16 protein-coding genes are annotated in these 16,692 nt (G+C 71.8%); 10 read left to right on the top strand and 6 right to left on the bottom strand.

Features of this window, described 5'->3' with window-relative positions:
• The first annotated feature begins 51 nt into the window (after positions 1-51).
• A complete protein-coding gene (locus tag ACFWJ8_RS11010; protein ID WP_378811299.1) occupies positions 52-1,098 on the top strand; it encodes an NAD(P)H-dependent flavin oxidoreductase in 1,047 nt (348 codons plus the stop codon).
• 4 nt (positions 1,099-1,102) lie between these two features.
• Here the strand turns inward: ACFWJ8_RS11010 and ACFWJ8_RS11005 are convergent, their stop codons facing one another.
• Complete coding sequence (locus ACFWJ8_RS11005; RefSeq protein WP_378811297.1) at positions 1,103-1,378, bottom strand: acylphosphatase; 276 nt, start codon at positions 1,376-1,378, stop codon at positions 1,103-1,105.
• 46 nt (positions 1,379-1,424) lie between these two features.
• Between ACFWJ8_RS11005 and ACFWJ8_RS11000 the strand changes: the two genes are divergently transcribed.
• The gene (locus ACFWJ8_RS11000) at positions 1,425-1,802 is read left to right on the top strand and encodes an iron chaperone (RefSeq protein WP_378811295.1); all 378 of its coding nucleotides are present in this window, start codon (positions 1,425-1,427) and stop codon (positions 1,800-1,802) included.
• 4 nt (positions 1,803-1,806) lie between these two features.
• Here the strand turns inward: ACFWJ8_RS11000 and lysE are convergent, their stop codons facing one another.
• Positions 1,807-2,463, bottom strand: coding sequence for an L-lysine exporter (gene lysE, locus ACFWJ8_RS10995; protein WP_378811293.1), 657 nt, complete (start codon positions 2,461-2,463; stop codon positions 1,807-1,809).
• A 68-nt stretch (positions 2,464-2,531) separates the two neighbouring features.
• On the opposite strand from lysE, the gene ACFWJ8_RS10990 reads away from it, so the two are divergent.
• Positions 2,532-3,428 carry a LysR family transcriptional regulator ArgP gene (locus ACFWJ8_RS10990; protein ID WP_378811291.1) on the top strand — a complete coding sequence of 299 codons (897 nt, stop codon included), beginning with the start codon at positions 2,532-2,534 and terminating at the stop codon, positions 3,426-3,428.
• Between the two features lie 13 nt (positions 3,429-3,441).
• Here ACFWJ8_RS10990 and ACFWJ8_RS10985 read toward each other — a convergent pair whose 3' ends face one another.
• Positions 3,442-4,467, bottom strand: a complete 1,026-nt coding sequence (locus ACFWJ8_RS10985) for an NADP-dependent oxidoreductase (protein ID WP_378811290.1) — start codon at positions 4,465-4,467, stop codon at positions 3,442-3,444.
• A 143-nt stretch (positions 4,468-4,610) separates the two neighbouring features.
• Between ACFWJ8_RS10985 and ACFWJ8_RS10980 the strand changes: the two genes are divergently transcribed.
• Positions 4,611-4,913 (top strand): Dabb family protein, encoded by a 303-nt coding sequence (locus ACFWJ8_RS10980; RefSeq protein ID WP_378811288.1) that lies wholly within the window; start codon positions 4,611-4,613, stop codon positions 4,911-4,913.
• Between the two features lie 2 nt (positions 4,914-4,915).
• On the opposite strand, the gene ACFWJ8_RS10975 is transcribed toward ACFWJ8_RS10980, so the two are convergent.
• On the bottom strand, positions 4,916-5,374 hold the full coding sequence (locus tag ACFWJ8_RS10975) for a MarR family winged helix-turn-helix transcriptional regulator (protein ID WP_378811287.1): 459 nt from the start codon (positions 5,372-5,374) through the stop codon (positions 4,916-4,918).
• An 8-nt stretch (positions 5,375-5,382) separates the two neighbouring features.
• Entirely contained in the window at positions 5,383-7,128 is a 1,746-nt protein-coding gene (locus ACFWJ8_RS10970; RefSeq protein ID WP_378811286.1) for a DHA2 family efflux MFS transporter permease subunit, read from the bottom strand.
• Positions 7,129-7,455: 327 nt separating this feature from the next.
• On the opposite strand from ACFWJ8_RS10970, the gene ACFWJ8_RS10965 reads away from it, so the two are divergent.
• Positions 7,456-8,442 carry a hypothetical protein gene (locus tag ACFWJ8_RS10965; RefSeq protein ID WP_378811285.1) on the top strand — a complete coding sequence of 329 codons (987 nt, stop codon included), beginning with the start codon at positions 7,456-7,458 and terminating at the stop codon, positions 8,440-8,442.
• 147 nt (positions 8,443-8,589) lie between these two features.
• Here ACFWJ8_RS10965 and ACFWJ8_RS10960 read toward each other — a convergent pair whose 3' ends face one another.
• Positions 8,590-9,273, bottom strand: coding sequence for a TetR/AcrR family transcriptional regulator (locus tag ACFWJ8_RS10960; RefSeq protein ID WP_378811284.1), 684 nt, complete (start codon positions 9,271-9,273; stop codon positions 8,590-8,592).
• Positions 9,274-9,434: 161 nt separating this feature from the next.
• Here ACFWJ8_RS10960 and ACFWJ8_RS10955 point away from each other — a divergent pair, with 161 nt between their 5' ends.
• The 5 genes from ACFWJ8_RS10955 to ACFWJ8_RS10935 all read left to right on the top strand — a co-directional run bounded on the left by ACFWJ8_RS10955 (position 9,435) and on the right by ACFWJ8_RS10935 (position 16,667).
• A complete protein-coding gene (locus ACFWJ8_RS10955; protein ID WP_378811283.1) occupies positions 9,435-11,180 on the top strand; it encodes an amidohydrolase in 1,746 nt (581 codons plus the stop codon).
• Between the two features lie 38 nt (positions 11,181-11,218).
• Complete coding sequence (locus ACFWJ8_RS10950) at positions 11,219-12,871, top strand: ABC transporter substrate-binding protein (RefSeq protein ID WP_378811281.1); 1,653 nt, start codon at positions 11,219-11,221, stop codon at positions 12,869-12,871.
• 81 nt (positions 12,872-12,952) lie between these two features.
• On the top strand, positions 12,953-13,909 hold the full coding sequence (locus ACFWJ8_RS10945) for an ABC transporter permease (RefSeq protein WP_378811280.1): 957 nt from the start codon (positions 12,953-12,955) through the stop codon (positions 13,907-13,909).
• On the top strand, positions 13,909-14,778 hold the full coding sequence (locus ACFWJ8_RS10940) for an ABC transporter permease (RefSeq protein WP_378811279.1): 870 nt from the start codon (positions 13,909-13,911) through the stop codon (positions 14,776-14,778). Before ACFWJ8_RS10945 ends, ACFWJ8_RS10940 begins: the two co-directional genes overlap by 1 nt.
• Positions 14,775-16,667 carry a dipeptide ABC transporter ATP-binding protein gene (locus ACFWJ8_RS10935; RefSeq protein ID WP_378811278.1) on the top strand — a complete coding sequence of 631 codons (1,893 nt, stop codon included), beginning with the start codon at positions 14,775-14,777 and terminating at the stop codon, positions 16,665-16,667. Before ACFWJ8_RS10940 ends, ACFWJ8_RS10935 begins: the two co-directional genes overlap by 4 nt.
• Positions 16,668-16,692: the final 25 nt, after the last annotated feature.

Below are 16,692 nucleotides of genomic sequence, written 5' to 3'. Positions count from 1 at the left end.
CCGGGTGTCACACCTCCGCGCGCCGCCGGTGCGCGGAGTAGCGTCGGAAGCATGGCCGAGACGCTGCAGCAACTGTTGGGAATCGACGCGCCGATCGTGCTCGGCCCCTTCGGCGGGCTGTCGTCCGTCGAGCTGACCGCGACCGTGAGCGACCAGGGCGGCCTCGGCTCGTACGGCCTGTACGGCTACGACGCCGATCGCATCAGCGACACGATCGCGGCGCTGCGCTCCGCGACGGCGCGGCCGTTCGCGGTGAATCTGTGGCTGCCGACCGGCGACGAGGTCACGCCGGGCGAGGTGGACCTCGCACCGGCGCGCGCCGCGCTCGCACCGCTGTTCGAGGCGGCGGGCATCGCGCCGCCGGCGACTCCGGTGGAATTCCTGCCCGACATCGCCTCGCAGCTGACGGCGGTGATGGATGCCGCACCCGCGGCGCTCAGCCTCGTCTACGGCGTTCCCGACCACCGCCTGGTGGAGGCGGCGCACAGCCGCGGCATCCGGATCATCGGAACGGCGACCACGGTCGCCGAGGCCGTCGCGCTCGACGAGTCCGGCGTCGACGCCATCGTCGCGACCGGCGCGGAGGCGGCCGGACACCGGGTGTCGTTCCTGCAGCCGCCCGAGGCGTCTCTCGTCGGGACGTTCGCGCTCGTGCCGCAGCTCGTCGACGCCGTGGATGTGCCGGTGATCGCCGCGGGCGGGATCGCCGACCGCCGCGGAGTCGCCGCGGCCTTCGCCCTGGGCGCCTCCGGCGTGCAGGTGGGCTCGGCCTTCCTGCGCACGCGTCAGTCCGCCGCGACCGACGCACATCGGCAGGCGATCGCCGAAGCGGCCGACACCGCCACCGTGCTCACCCGGGCGTTGAGCGGGCGGCTGGCACGCGGCATCCCGAACCGGGCCATGCGGACGATCGAGACGGCGGGCGTCATCGCACCGTTCCCTGCGCAGAACTGGCTCACCGGGGCGTTCCGTGCCGCAGCGGCGCGCCGCGGCGACGGCGACCTGGTGTCGCTGTGGGCCGGGCAGGCGGCGGGGCTCGCGCCCAGCGACGATGCGACCGAGGTGTTCGCCGAGCTCGCGGCGGGCCTGCCCGCCTGACCGATCACGCGGTCGGCAGCACCTCGAAGCCGCGCCCGCCGGTGGGGGAGGCGTCCGTCACGGCCGCGGACTCGACGATCGCGCCGGGAGGACCCCCGGCCATCCACGCGAGCACCTCGTCGACCTGGCCGGGCGTCCCCTCGACCTCCGCCTCCACCGAGCCGTCGCGGCGATTGCGCACCCAGCCCGACACCCCGGCCTCGCGGGCGACCATGCGCATCGTGTACCGGTAGCCGACGCCTTGCACCTCGCCGCCGACGATCACGTGCACGCGTCTCATGCCCGCCATCTTGCCGCGCCCCGCGCCGGCAGACCAGGATGCCGGTATGGGAACCGTCGACGAGTACCTCGAGAGCCTCGACCCCGACGACCGCGCGGTCGTCTCGCATGTGTTCGACGTGGTGCGCGCCGCGGTGCCGGACGTGGAGCAGGGGAAGAGCTACGGCATGCCGGCGCTGCTGTACCGGGGGAAGGCGCTCATCGCGGTCATGCGCACGAAGAAGCACATCGGTGTGTACCCGTTCAGCGGACGCGTGCCCGACGTGGTGGCCGCAGGGCTGTCCGAGGCGGCGCGCGAGAGCTTCGAGCACGACAAAGGCACCGTCCGGTTCCAGCCCGACGCTCCGCTGCCGGACGACACGATCCGTGCGATCGTGGCCGCGCGCATCGCCGAGATCGAGGATCCGTCGCTGCGCAAGGCCTGAGCCGTCACCCCGCGCTTGGCAGCACGAGCGAGACGCCGAGCGCGATCATGACGACCGCGATCACGGCGTCGAGGAGGCGCCAGGCGCGCGGCGTCGACAGCCAGCGCCCGAGCAGGCGCGCCCCGAAGGCGAGCCCGAAGAACCAGACCACGCTCGCCGCCATCGCCCCGGCCGCGAACAGCCACCGGTCATCGCCGTGCGTGTTCGCGACCGTGCCGAGCAGGAACACCGTGTCGAGGTACACGTGTGGATTCAGCCACGTGAGGGCGAGGCAGGTGAGCAGCGCCGGTGCGAGCCGCGTCCGGGTCGCGACGCCCGCCGAGGGCGAGCCGGATGCCGCCGACGCCGGCTCCGCGGTGCCGCCCAGCGCTTCGCCCGATGGACGCCAGGCCCGGCGCGCGGCGAGCAGACCGTACCCGACGAGGAACAGAGCGCCCGCCCAGCGGACGACCCCGATGAGCCACGGCACCGCCTGGAGCACCAGGCCGATGCCCGAGACCCCGAGTGCGATGAGGACCGCATCCGAGACAGCGCAGATCGTCGCGACCGCCAGCACGTGCTCGCGCCGCAGCCCCTGGCGCAGCACGAAGAGGTTCTGTGCGCCGATGGCGACGATCAGTGAGAAGCCGAGTCCGAGACCGGCGACGAGGGGCGAGAGCACTCCTCGACGGTAGGGCCGCCAGCATCCACAGTCCAGCTCATGGTTCTTCAGTAGCATTAGCAGTGCTTATGACACGAATATCGTTCGAGCTGGCCGAGACCCTCGCCGCCGTCGTCGAGGAGGGCACCCTCGACGCGGCCGCACGGCGGCTGCACGTGACCCCGTCGGCAGTGAGCCAGCGGATCAAGACGCTCGAGGAGCAGCTGGGCCGGCTCGTGCTGGTCCGCTCCAAGCCCGTGCGCGCCACCGAGGCGGGGGCGGCCATCGTCCGGCTCGCCCGCCAGGCGGCGCTGCTCGAGCACGACACGCTCGCGGCGCTCGGCGACGGAGCGGACGACGGCGCGCTCACGCGCGTGCCGCTGGCCGTGAACGCCGATTCGCTGGGCACGTGGTTCCTGGAGCCGCTCGCGCGGCTCGGCCGCCGGCATCCCGTCGTCTTCGATCTGCATCGCGACGATCAGGACTTCACGGCCGCCCTGCTGGAGTCGGGGACGGTCATGGGCGCCGTCACGACGCGTGCCACCGCGGTGAGCGGCTGCCGCGTGTCGGTGCTCGGCGCGCTGCGGTACGAGGCGGTCGCGACGCCCGCGTACGTCGCGCGCTGGCTCGGGGGCGACCGTGAGGCGGACCTGGCCGCCGCGCCCCTCGTCGACTTCGACCGCCGGGACGACCTGCAGAACGTCTGGCTCGCCGCGCAGGGCGTCGACCCCGGTCGGCCGCCGCGCCACTACGTGCCGGCGTCGAACGACTTCGCGACGGCGACGCGTCTCGGCCTCGGATGGGCGATGCTGCCGCGCCTGCAGTCCCAGGAGGCCCTCGACCGCGGTGAACTCGTGCTGCTCGGCGGCGACCCCATCGACACCGTGCTGCACTGGCAGCAGTGGAACCTGCGCTCCCCGCTTCTGGACGCCATCGCCGACGAGATCGTCGCCGAGGGGCGCCGGGTTCTGACGCCGGTCGGCTGAGCTCCGCGCCGCGTCAGCCGGCGGCGACCTGCAGCACGATCTTGCCGCGCGTGTGGCCGAGTTCGAGCTCCCGATGCGCGGACGCCGCGTCGTCGAGGTCGAACACGCGATCGATGTAGACCTGCACCGCGCCCGAATCGAGCAGCCGGCCGATCGTCGCCAGCGCGCCCCCGTCGGGCACGACCTTGTACGACGTGGCTCGGACGCCCGCCGCGGCCGCCGCCTCGGCATAGCCCGGCCAGGATCCCGTCGGCACCAGGATGTACAGGCCGCCGGGACGCAGCACGCGCAGCGAACGGGTCCCCGTGTCGGCGTGCACGTTGCCCACGAGGTCGATGACGACGTCGACGTCGGCCACCACCTCGTCGAAACGGGTCGTGTTGTGGTCGATCACGACCGCGGCGCCGAGTTCGCGCACCCACGACGCGTTGCGCCCTGATGCGGTCGCGGTCACGTGCGCGCCGAAGTACGCGGCGAACTGCACCGCGAAGTGGCCGACGCCGCCGCTCGCGGCGTGGATCAGGATGCGCTGACCCTCGTGGGCATGCGCCGTCTCGACGACGAGCCCCCAGGCCGTGAGCGCCGCGAGCGGGACCCCTGCCGCCTCGACATGGGACAGGGCCGCCGGCTTGCGCGCGACCGACAGCGTCGGCGCGACGACGTACTCGGCGTAGGTGCCGCCCGTCCGCGGGAACGAGGCCATGCCGAACACGGGGGTGCCCGGAGGCAGCGGATGCGCTTCGAACGGGCTCTTCACGACAACGCCGCTGAAGTCGTATCCGAGCGTCGCGGGGTACGCGCCCACGGCGCCCGAGACGCCCGCTCCGGCGCGCGTCTTCGCGTCGATGGGGTTGATCCCCGCCGCCACCACGCGCACGAGCACCTCGCTGAGCACGGGCGAGGGGACGGCGAGGGATGCCGCACCCAGCGCCTCCGGTCCGCCGGGTTCGCCGATGACCATCGCGCGCATCTCGGCGGGCGGGGCGGCGACGGGCTCCAGCGGCGGTGCCGACGTCGATCGCAGCGACCTGATCCTCATCGCGAACTCCCTCCGCGGGCGTGCCGACGTCGGCACGGACGTAACCCGGTGACCCCAGTCAACCGTGCGTTCGTCTCGCCCGTGTTACGCGGGCGCTACCGCTGCGCGACGCCCGCATCGGGTGGATGGGGAACACTGGAGGGATGTCGATCGCCCACACCGTCGTCTTCCGCCTCGTCCACGCGCCCGGCTCGCCGGAGGAGGACGCCTTCCTCGACGACGCGTGGCAGGCGCTCACGTCGATCCCGGGCGTCGAGGACTTCCGGATCAGCAGGCAGGTGAGCGCGAAGAGCGACCTGGTCTTCCAGCTCGCCATGGTGTTCGCCGACCAGGCCGCCTACGACGCGTACGACGGGCATCCGGTCCACAGGTCGTTCGTCGCGGAGCGCTGGGTGCCGGAGGTCGCCGCGTTCCAGGAGTACGACTTCGTCGCGCTCCGAGGCTGACGTCACGGGCGCTCGTCGGCCGTGAGCGCGTGCAGCAGGCGCGTCAGATTCAGGATGTCGTCGAGCGCCCACTCTTCGAGCGCGTCGACCAGCAGGCTCTCCTGCGGGGCACGGGCGGCTTCGAGGCGTTCGAGCCCGAACGACGTCGGCGACAGCAGGCTCGACCGGCCGTCGTCCGGGTCGGGGGTGCGCCGGACGAGGCCCAGCCCCTCCAGCTCGCGCACCGTGCGGCTGATCTGGCCCTTGTCGGCCATGAGGGACTCGGCGAGCGCCGACAGCGTGATGCCCTCGCGACGCACGATGGTCGTGAACACCTTGTAGGCGCCGGGGAGCATCCCGGGGCTCACCCGGTTGGCGTTCTCGGTGATGACGCGGCGGAACCGGTTGATCAGCTCGCCGAACTCCGCCTCGAGGGCGCGCACCGCTTCGGTGCGCGCCGCTCGAGTGTCGTCGGAGGTCATCGGGACCATTATCGCCGGGGCGCGGATGCCTCGTCGGCCGTGCCGGCGACGACGTCGGCCGCACGGTCGGCGGCGGGCTCGGCATCCACCGTCTCGTCCGCGTCGGCGGCGGGCGCCAGCGTCTCCATGGCCTCGGCCGTGGAGACCGTCGCGAGGTCGGCCTCGCTCGCCTGCACGCGCTCGCTCGTCGTCATGCGGGTGAGCGGCTTGTTGGGCAGGAAGATGATCGCGATGAGGCTGATGACGGCCAGCGGCACGGCGATCAGGAACGAGTGGGCGATGGCCTGCGCGTAGATGTCCTCGACGATCACGCGGATCGACTCGGGCAGCGCCGAGACCTGAGGGATGGTGCCTGACGCGAGCTGCTGCCCGATGGCGGCGCCCTTCTCGCCGAGCGCCATGAGAGCCGCGCCGATGTCGTCCTTGCGGTCGGTGAACAGGTTCGTCGCCGAAGTCGCGAGGGCCGCCCCCATCACCGAGACGCCGATCGTGCCGCCGAGGCTGCGGAAGAACGTGACTCCCGAGCTCGCCACGCCGATCTCGGACGGCTTGGAGGTGTTCTGGACGATGAGCACGAGGTTCTGCATCGTCATGCCGACGCCGGCGCCCAGCAGGAACATGTAGAGCGAGACGAGCACGAAGTTCGTGTCGTAGTGGATCGTCGACAGCAGGTACGAGCCGGCGATCAGCAGCACGCCGCCCGCGATGAGATACGGCTTCCAGTGCCCGGTGCGGGTCACGAGGCCGCCGATGACGATCGAGGCGATCAGGAGTCCGGCGATCATGGGGATCGTCATGAGGCCGGCCTCGGTCGGGGTCGCGCCGCGCGCCAGCTGCATGTACTGGCTGAGGAACACCGAGGTGCCGAACATCGCGATGCCGATCGAGATCGACGCGATGACAGCGAGGGTGAACGTGCGGTTGCGGAACATCGTGAGGGGGATCAGCGGCTCCTTCGAGCGCAGCTCGACGATGACGAACAGGACGGCCGCGACCAGTGCGCCGCCGACCATCAGGATCGTCTCGGTGCTCCACCAGTCGTAGTCCTTGCCGGCGTTCGTCACCCAGATGAGCAGCAGCGAGACAGCCGTCGACAGCAGCACGATGCCGAAGTAGTCGATGCGCGCCTTCGTCTTCGGACGCGGCGGCAGGTGGAGCGTGCGCTGCATCATGATGAGGGCGGCGACCGCGAACGGCAGGGCGATGAAGAAGTTCCAGCGCCAGTCGATCGTGTCGGTGATGAACCCGCCGAGGAGCGGGCCGCCGACGGTCGCGACGGCCATGACCGCGCCGAACAGACCCATGTACCGGCCGCGCTCGCGCGGGCTGATGACGTCGGCCATGATGACCTGGCTGAGCGCGGCGAGACCGCCCGCGCCGATGCCCTGCACCGCGCGGAAGGCGATCAGCGTGCCCGGGTCCTGCGAGAAGCCGGCGGCCGCGGTCGCGAGCACGAAGATCACGATGGCGATCTGGATGAGCAGCTTGCGGTTGAAGAGGTCTGCCAGCTTGCCCCAGATCGGCGTCGAGATCGCCGTGGTCAGCAGGGTCGCGGTGACGACCCACGTGAAGGCGGCCTGGTCGCCGCCGAGGTCGTGGACGATGACGGGGAGCGAGGTCGACACGACCGTCGATGCGAGCATCGACACGAACATGCCGAGCAGCAGGCCGGTGAGAGCCTGCAGCACCTGACGGTGCCGGCGCTTCTCGTCGGCGGGGGCGACGGCTCCGGTCGCCGAAGTGGACGTGGCCATAGAAGGTCCTTCGTGAAGAAGAGGGAAGGGGCTGCGGCGACGGTGACGCGAAGAGTGGTTGACGAACGTCAACAGTTGATAAACATCAACGATACGCGCCTGGTTGACATGCGTCAACTATCAGATCGGATGAAGGTCTCGGCGTGGTCGCTCGCCGAGATCGTGTGCTCTCGGCGAGCGCACATGATCCTGGCGTGGCCGGCGTGTGCGTTCGGCGTGAGGATGCGACCTCGACGGCGTTCCTCCCCAGGGGGACGCCGGCCGTGGTTGTGCACAGACGCGGTGGCGGGCCGGGTGGAGACGCGGTGACCCGCCGAGCATGGGGTGGTGCAGCGCCACATTTCGTACCCGGATGCCGTCGCCGCCGTCCGCACGTCCCAGCAGCTGCGACGTGCCGGCCTCACCGAGCGCGAGATCGCGCGTCAGGTGGCGCACGGGGTGCTGCATCGGATCCAGCGGAACCGCTATGTCTCCGGCGAGCTGTGGACCACGCTGTGGCCGGAGTCGCGCCAGCTGCTGCTCGTGGGGGCGGCGGTCGCTGAGATGCGGAGCGACGGAGGCGTGATGTCGTACGAGTCGGCGGGTGCGCTGTGGAACCTCCCCTTCTATCGCCACGATTCCGCGGCCGTGCACGCGACGCTGGCCACCGGGGCCGATGCATCCAGCCGCCCGGGGCTGCGGCGTCACCGGGACCGGCTCGATGACGCGGACATCACGGTGCTCGGCGGGGTGCGCTGCACGACCCTCGAGCGCACCGCGTTCGACCTCGCTCGCACGCTGAAGATCGAGGCGGCGATCGCCGCGGTGGATGCCGCGCTCCGGCAGGCGGCGGCGAACGGGCGTCGGTACGACCGTGTACTCGCCGATGCCTGGCGGGAGCGCATGCTCGAACGGCGTGCGCGGGCGCGCGGCGCGCGAGGAGTCCGTCAGGCGGAGGTCGTCATCCGATTCGCCGATGGCCGGGCGGAGTCTCCTGGCGAGAGCGTGAGTCGCTGGCAGCTCACCGAGATTGGATTCCAGCAGTTGCGACTCCAAGTGCCCGTCACGGGCCCCGGCGGCGCGACGTACTACGTCGACATCGAGATCGAAGACGCCGACGCCTTCTTCGAATTCGACGGCGCCGGCAAGTACCTCGATCCCACGCAGGGTTCAGATCGCACGATGAAGCAGGTGCTGCTGGGCGAGAAGCGTCGTGAGGACTGGATCCGCGGGACCACCCAGAAGAGGTTCGTCCGTGCCGAGAGCTCGCACATCACCTCGGTGGAGGCTCTCGCCAGGCGCCTCAGGGCTTTCGGCATCATGCCACCCCGCTGACCGGCATCCCGGTCTCGCCGAGATCGTGTGCACTCGCCGACCGGGCACGATCCCTGCGCGGACAACGTAGCCGCTCGCCGAGAGCACACACTCTCGACGCCAGGGCAGTTGAGGGAAGGGGGTGGGGGGTGGGGGGTGGGGGAGGAGTCAGGGCGTGGCGGCGGCGCGCTCGGCGGAGCGGATGACGGCCTCGACGCCGAGTGTGAAGAGTTCGCGGTCTTCGAGGTCGAGCAGCTGCGTCGACACCGCCGCGATGTGGGGGTGTGTGCGGGGGTCGACGAGGAGCGGGCCTTCGAACCAGGGGCTCGTGCCGTCGGCTGCCGAGCCGCCGCGCTCCGCGCGGGCGCGCGCCACTCCGGCCGCGGACGACAGCATGTGCGAGGCCATCAGGGCGTAGTGCTGCACGAGGTCGTCGCCCGTGAGCCCTGCGCGTGAGAAGGCGTCGAGCATGAACTCGATCGCTGCGAGCTCGCCCGGGCCGTGCGTCGTGAGGACGATGGCCTCCTGCCCGACGGCGGGATGCCGGCAGAACAGGGTGAGCGTGGCCGACGCGAGCTGGCGCAGCCGCTCTCGCCACTGGTAGGGGGCGGCGGTGACCGTCGCGAGGCTCTGCAGTGTGAGCTCGTCGAGCAGGGCGCCCATGAGGTCGTCCTTGCTGCGGAAGTGCCGGTAGATCGCGGTCGGATCGGTCCCGAGCTTGGCGCCAAGATCCCGGATGGAGAGGGATGCCGTGCCCGCCCCCGCGGCGAGTTCGAGGCCCGCGGCGACGATGGTCGCGCGGTCGAGGCGCTTGGTGCCCGACTTCTCCGTCGTCGCCGTGCGTGCCGCCATGATCCCGCCTCCGTTGACGTCCCATCGTGCCATGCCTCGCGGCCGAGGCCGCTGCGGATCGAGCATAACGGTTTCATCAACGGCAGTGTCAACGCCGTTGACAACGATAATGACGTCGTTCTATCGTCAGTCGACCCGTTCGACGACGAAGGAGAGGTCCCGTGGGCACCGACGCCACCACCCGAGCCGAAGGCGCTTTCGCCGACACCGTCTTCACCGGCGGCGCGCTGTTCACGTCCGACGCCGTGCCCGCCGGCAGTGCGCAGGCGCTCACGGGCCGCGCCGTCGCCGTGCGCGACGGCCGCATCGTGGCGGTGTGCGCCGAGGACGAGGCATCCACTCTCATCGGTGCGGGCACCGTCGTCGTCGAGCTGAACGGCGCGCTGCTTGCCCCCGGGTTCCAGGACGCGCACATCCACCCCGCGTCGGGCGGCGTCGAGCTGCTGCAGTGCAACCTGTCCGAGTCCGAGGACGCCGACGACGCGCTCGCCCGGATCGCCCGCTACGCCGCGGACAACCCCGAGGTCGAGTGGATCGTGGGCGGCGGCTGGTCGATGGACCACTTCCCGGGCGGTGCGCCGCTGCGCGGCCTCCTCGACGCCGTCGTCCCCGACCGTCCCGTGCTGCTGGCCAGCCGCGACCACCACAGCGCGTGGGCGAACACCGCCGCGATGCGGATCGCGGGAGTGGATGCCGCCACCCCCGACCCCGTCGACGGGCGTATCGAGCGCGAGGCCGACGGGTATCCGGCCGGCACGTTCCACGAGGGCGCCGCGGACGTGTTCGCGGAGGTCCGTCCGACCATCTCGGACGACCTGACCTACGCCGGCCTGCTGCGTGCGCAGGAGGAGCTGCTCGCCCTCGGCATCACGGGCTGGCAGGACGCGCTCGTCGGCCGGTTCCCCGGCATGGGCGGCGGGCTCGCGGCATATCGTCGGGCGCTCGCCGAGGGCACGCTCAAGGCCCACGTCGTCGGGGCACAGTGGTGGGAGCGCGCCGAAGGCGGCGAGCAGCTCGACGGCATGGTCCGGCTGCGCGACGAGATCGCGGCGCTCGGACGGCAGGAGCGCTTCTCGCTCGGCTCCATCAAGTTCATGGTCGACGGCGTCGCCGAGAACCAGACCGCGGCGATGCTCGAGTCCTACCGCGACACGCATGGCCACGACACGCACAACCACGGGCTCTCGTTCATCGCGCCCGAGAAGCTGCGCGACTACGTCGTCGCGGCGGACGCCGCCGGCTTCCAGCTGCACTTCCATGCGCTGGGCGACCGTGCGGTGCGCGAGGCGCTCGACGCCCTGCAGGAGGCGCGCGACATCAACGGCGACACCGACGGCCGCCACCACCTCGCCCACATCCAGGTGATCGCCGAGTCCGACGTCGCCCGCTTCGCGGACGTGCGCGCCGTCGCCAACATGCAACCGCTGTGGGCGTGCCACGAGGACCAGATGGACGAGCTGACGCTGCCGTTCCTCGCCGAGTCCGCCGCCGACCGGCAGTACCCGTTCGGCGACCTGCAGCGTGCCGGCGTGCGGCTGGCCGGCGGCAGCGACTGGCCCGTGTCGAGCGCCGACCCGATGGCGGGCGTGCACATCGCCGTCAATCGCGTCGCGCCGCTCGCCGACGCCGAACCCCTCGCCGGCCCCGGTCAGCGCCTCGACCTGGCGACCGCGCTCGCCGCCTACACCTCCGGCACCGCGTTCGTGAACCACCGCGACCACGACACGGGCCTGGTGCGCGAGGGCTACCTCGCGAACCTCGTCGTCGTCGAACCCAACCCGTTCGACGTGCCGGTCGACCAGCTGTACACGTGCCGCGTCGCCTCGACGTGGATCTACGGCGAACGCGTGTACGCCCGCACCGTGGAGACGGTGGATGCCGGGGGCCCGGCATCCACGGCTCTCTGACGTCCCGAACCCGATCACATCTTCAGAGCCGAGGAAACATGTCCAGCACCCGACGCACCGCGCGCCGCCTGAGCGCCGCCGCCGGCATCGCCGTCGTCGGCGCTCTCGCCCTCGCGGCGTGCAGCGCCCCCGCCGCGGAAGGCGACGGCAAGACCGCCGCACCGCAGTGGGAGTACACCGCCCAGACCGCCGCGCCCTCGGGCGACATCGACGCGTTCACGTGGGTGAGTTACTCCGAGCCGTACTCGCTCGACTACGCGTACGCGTTCGACTACGCCGACAACCAGGTGCTGTCGAACGTGTGCGAATCGCTGCTGCGGCTGAACCCCGACTACACGCTGTCGCCGGGGCTCGCCGAGGCCTACGACCACCCGACGCCCGAGACATGGGTCTACACGATCCGCGACGGCGTCACCTTCCACGACGGCACCGCGCTCACCGCGGACGACGTCGTCGCGTCGATGAGCCGGCACCTCGATCCCGAGGTGGGGTCGTCGTGGTACTCGGTGTACCAGAACGTCGCGTCGATCGAGAAGACGGGCGACCGCCAGGTCACCGTGACGATGACGCAGCCGGACTCGCAGTTCAACCTCGCGATGGGCGGCTCGGCGGGCGTGGTCGAGTCGGCCGCGACGCTCGCCGACAAGGGCGCCGATTACGGCAACTCGACGGGACTCGTCAACTGCACCGGCCCGTTCGAGCTCACCGAGTGGAAGTCGGGCGAGTCGGTCACGCTGAAGCGCTACGACGGCTACTGGGACGACACGCTGCGCGCCAAGGCGGGCGAGGTGAAGATCCTGTTCATGACCGACTCGAACGCGCGCGTCAACGCGCTGAAGTCCGGCGAGGTCGACGGCGGCTGGATGATCCCGACGGACGCGATCGCGCAGTTGCAGGACTCCGGGAAGGGCGACGTCTACTTCGGCCTCAACACCGCCGTCGGCAGCCTCATCGTCAACAACCTCGAGGGTCCGCTCGGCGATGTGCGCGTGCGCCAGGCGCTCATGATGGCGATGGACCGCCAGGGGATCCTGGATGCCGCCGCCAAGGGCTACGGCGACGTCACGAACGCCCTCACCACGACGTCGGTGTGGGTCGGGGCGAGCGACGCCGCGATGACCGAGGCGTTCGACGGACTGCAGGAGTACGACCACGACCTGGACGCCGCCAAGAAGCTCATCGACGAGGCGGGCGTCGCCGGCGACGAGATCGTCATCACGACCGCGCCGATCGGCAACGACTTCGCGGTGATCTCACAGGGCGTCGCGGCGGCCGCGCAGTCGATCGGCCTCACCGCGAAGATCGAGACCGTCAGCCCGAGCGCGTACACCGCCCTGTTCTCGGACCCGAGCGCGCGCGAAGGCACAGATCTCTTCTACACGTCGTGGTACCTGTCGAGCCCCGACCCGCTGGAGATGTACAGCGTGCTGCGCACCGGCGAGTTCAGCAACTACGGCAACTGGAGCGACCCCGACTTCGACGCGCTCATCAACGAGGCCGTCGGCGTCGACGACCCCGCAGCGCGCAGCGAGCTGACGGCGAAGGCGCAGCGCATCGCGAACGAGCAGCTCCCGTGGCTGCCGCTGTTCGAGGGCCCGATGACCGTGTTCCTGAGCGACCGGGTGACCGGCGTCGCGCCCTCCGTGGCGATGCTCTACTACCCGTGGGCGGCCACCATTGGCGCGCGGTGACCGGCGCGGGGCCGGACCTTCCGGTCCGGCCCCGCGGCCCGGGAGCGTCCCGGGCCCCTCAACGGAAAGGGGGACGGAGCGATGATCGCCCTCCGTCGGATCGCCGGCAAGCTCGGCGGCCTGCTGCTGACGCTGTTCCTGGCATCCCTCCTGGTCTTCTTCTCGCGCTTCCTCGTGCCGGGCGACCCGGTCGCGTTCCTGCTGCGCGGGCGCAAGCCCAGTCCCGAGGCCGTGGCCCAGATCACGGCGCAGTACGGCCTGGACCTGCCGCCGTGGCAGCAGTACCTCCACTGGGTGGGCGGACTGCTCCACGGCGACCTCGGCCGTTCGCTGCAGTACCGGCAGGACGTCACGAGCGTGCTCGGCGACCGGCTGCCGGTCACGCTCGGGCTCGTCGTCATGGCCGGCACGATGATCGCGGTCGTCGGCCTCATCGCCGGCACCGTCGCTGCACTGAACCGCGGTCGCTTCGGAGACAAGGCGATCCTCATCGGCCTCACGGTGCTCGGCGCGATCCCGTCGTTCGTCGGCTCCATCGTGCTGATCGCGATCTTCGCGGTGCAGCTCGGGTGGTTCCCGTCGTTCGGATCGGGGGAGGGGTTCTGGGACACCGTGTACCACCTGGTGCTGCCCTCCACCGCGCTCGCGATCGTGTTCGTCGTCCTCGTCGGCAAGGTGACCCGCTCGTCCATGATCGACCAGCTCGGCCGCGAGCACGTCGAGGTCGCGATCAGCCGCGGCATCCCGCGCGGCACGGTGATCCGACGGCACGTGTTCCGCAACGCCGTCGGGCCGATCCTCACGGTGAGCGGCATGCTCGTCGCCGGCCTGCTGGTCGCGAGCTCGATCGTCGAGGCCGCGTTCGGGCTCGCCGGCATCGGGTCGCTCCTCGTCCAGTCGGTCGACCGCCTCGATTTCCCGGTCGTGCAGGCGATCGTCCTCCTCGTGGTGACCGCGTTCGTCGTCGTGAACGCCGTCATCGACGTCCTCGAACCATGGATCGACCCGCGATCCGCCGCCGGAGCAGGTGCCCGCTGATGACCGCGACCCCCACGCCCACCCTCGCCGTCAAGGTGCTGCGCGCGCCGCGGCTGCCGCGCACCACCGTCGGCTTCGCGATCGCGCTCGGCGTCGTCGCGGCGATGACGCTCGCCGCGATCTTCGCCCCGTTCCTCGCGCCGTACGACCCCGACGCGGTCGACTTCGCCGCCGTCAACGCCGGCCCGAGCGTCGCGCACTGGCTCGGCACGGACGGGCTCGGACGCGACACCCTGAGCCGCCTCATCTTCGGCGCCCGCACGGCGCTGCTCGGACCGCTCCTGGTCGTGGTCGCCTCGACCGTGCTCGGCATCCTGCTGGGCCTGGTGGCCGGCTGGCGCGGCGGCTGGATCGACGCCGCACTCGGACGCGTGTTCGATGTGCTGTTCGCATTTCCGTCGCTCCTCATCGCGATCATGGCCGTCGCGCTGTTCGGCAAGGGCCTGGTCGCACCGGTGATCGCCATGAGCATCGCGTACGCGCCGTTCGTGGCGCGGCTGACGCGATCGCTCGTGGCCGCGGAGCGCAGCCGGCCCTATGTCGCCGCCTACCGTGTGCAGGGCTTCGGTGGCGCCTGGATCGCGCTGCGCCGCGTGCTGCCCAACGTCACCCCCATCATCGGGGCGCAGTCGACGCTCAACTTCGGCTACGTGCTCGCCGAGCTCGCCGGCCTGTCGTTCCTCGGCCTCGGCGTGCAGCCGCCGACGGCCGACTGGGGCGCCATGATCAACGAGGCCCAGGCGGGCCTCATCGGCGGGCACTTCCTGCCGGCGATCGTCCCCGCCATCGCCGTCGTCGTGGTCGTGGTCGCCGTCAACATCATCGGAGAAGAGCTCTCCGACCGCATCGGAGGGGAGACCCCGGCATGACCCCGGCCACCATCGACCGGCACGGCCCGGCGGAGGCCGGCGTGACGGCATCCACTGCTCCCGCGCTGCTCGACATCCGCGACCTCACGCTCGACCTGGCGGACGGCACGCGGCTGCTGCACGGCGTCTCGCTGTCGATCGCCGCCGGCGAGACCGTCGGGCTCGTGGGCGAGTCCGGCTCGGGCAAGTCGCTCACGGCGCGGACCGTCCTGGGGCTCGTGCCCGAGCGCGCCGCGACGACCGGCGCCGTCGTGCTCGACGGCACCGAGGTGCTGGACGCGCCGGGCGCGCAGCTGCGGCGGCTGCGCCGGCGCGGGGCGGGCATGATCTTCCAGGACCCGCGGGCGGGCATCAACCCGATGCGCACGATCGGCGACCACCTCACCGAGGCGCTGCGCCTCGCCGAGGGCTGGAGCACCGACGCCGCCCGTGCCCGCGCGATCGAGCTGCTCGAGGCGGTGCGGCTTCCCCGGCCCGAGGATCACCTGCGACAGTTCCCGCACGAGTTCTCGGGCGGCATGCTGCAGCGCGTCATGATCGCCGGTGCACTCACCACGTCGCCGCAGCTGCTCGTGTGCGACGAGCCGACGACCGCCCTCGACGTGACGACGCAGGCCGAGATCATCGGCGTGCTCACCGAGCAGCGGGCCTCACGGGGCATGGGCATGCTGTTCATCACCCACGACCTCAACCTCGCGGCGTCGCTGTGCGACCGTGTCTACGTCATGAGCGGCGGGCGCGTCGTCGAGCAGGGTCGGGCGGACGACGTGCTGCGCGACCCGCAGGCCGATTACACGCGCCGCCTCGTCGCGGCGACGCCCACGCTCGCGGGTGCCGCACCGGGGGCCGCGGGTGCGCGCGGCGTCGGTACCGTGCGACACGCCGGTGAGGGGCGTCCCGTGGACGGCGTGCCGTCGAGGCCCTTCGGCTCAGTGCCCGCCCGAGGAGACGTGGATGCCGGCGGCCCCGCAGCCCCGATGCTCCAGGCCCTGGGAGTGTCGAAGACCTACGTGCGCCGCGGCAAGGACCCGGTGCGGGCTGTCATCGACGCGACGGTCGAGGTGCCGCGCGGCGCCGCGCTCGGTGTGGTGGGGGAGTCGGGCTCGGGCAAGTCGACGCTCGCGCGCATGATCGTGGGGCTCGAGGGCGCCGACACGGGTGACATCCGCATCGACGGCCGGGAGCGCACGGCGGCGCCCCGGGGACGTGCGGAGCGCCTCGCACACGCGCGCAGCGTGCAGATGGTGTTCCAGGACCCCTACCTGTCGCTCGACCCGCGCATCACCGCGGGCCGCGCCATCGAGGACGCGCTGCGGCTGCACTCCGCCCGGGGCGCGGGCGAGGCGCGCACGCGCGTGCTGTCGCTGCTGGAGCAGGTCGGCCTCGGCGAGAAGCACGCCGCCGCGCGCCCGCGCACGCTGTCGGGCGGACAGCGCCAGCGCGTCGCGATCGCCCGCGCGCTCGCGATCGAGCCCGACGTGCTCGTGATGGACGAGGCGACCAGCGCGCTGGACGTCTCGGTGCAGGCCCAGGTGCTCGATCTCGTCGACCGCATCCGGCGCGAGCGCGGGCTCACGGTCCTGTTCATCAGCCACGACCTCGCCGTCGTGCGCCGGGTGTGCGAGCAGACGGTGGTGATGCGCCGCGGCGAGATCGTCGAGCGCGGCGACACTGCCGCGCTGCTCGCCGCGCCGCAGCACGAGTACACCCGCCTGCTCATCGACTCCGTGCCCAAGCCCGGGTGGGACGCGTCCGCGGCGGGTGCGGAGGCCGAGGCGCTGCTCGGCCCCGACGCGGCGGGAGTGGATGCCGGCGCCCCGGCCGACGCCGGGTCGGAGACCGCGGCCGCCGAAGCGGCACGCGTCGAGGCATCCGGGCAGGCGCGGTGACGTGACGGCTGGGGCGGTCGGGCTG

Origin of the sequence: Microbacterium sp. NPDC058389 (assembly GCF_042722305.1) — a bacterium.
Classification (GTDB): Bacteria; Actinomycetota; Actinomycetes; order Actinomycetales; family Microbacteriaceae; genus Microbacterium.
Note: the sequence above shows the minus strand (reverse complement) of the source record. Positions and strands in the feature narration are given on the sequence as shown.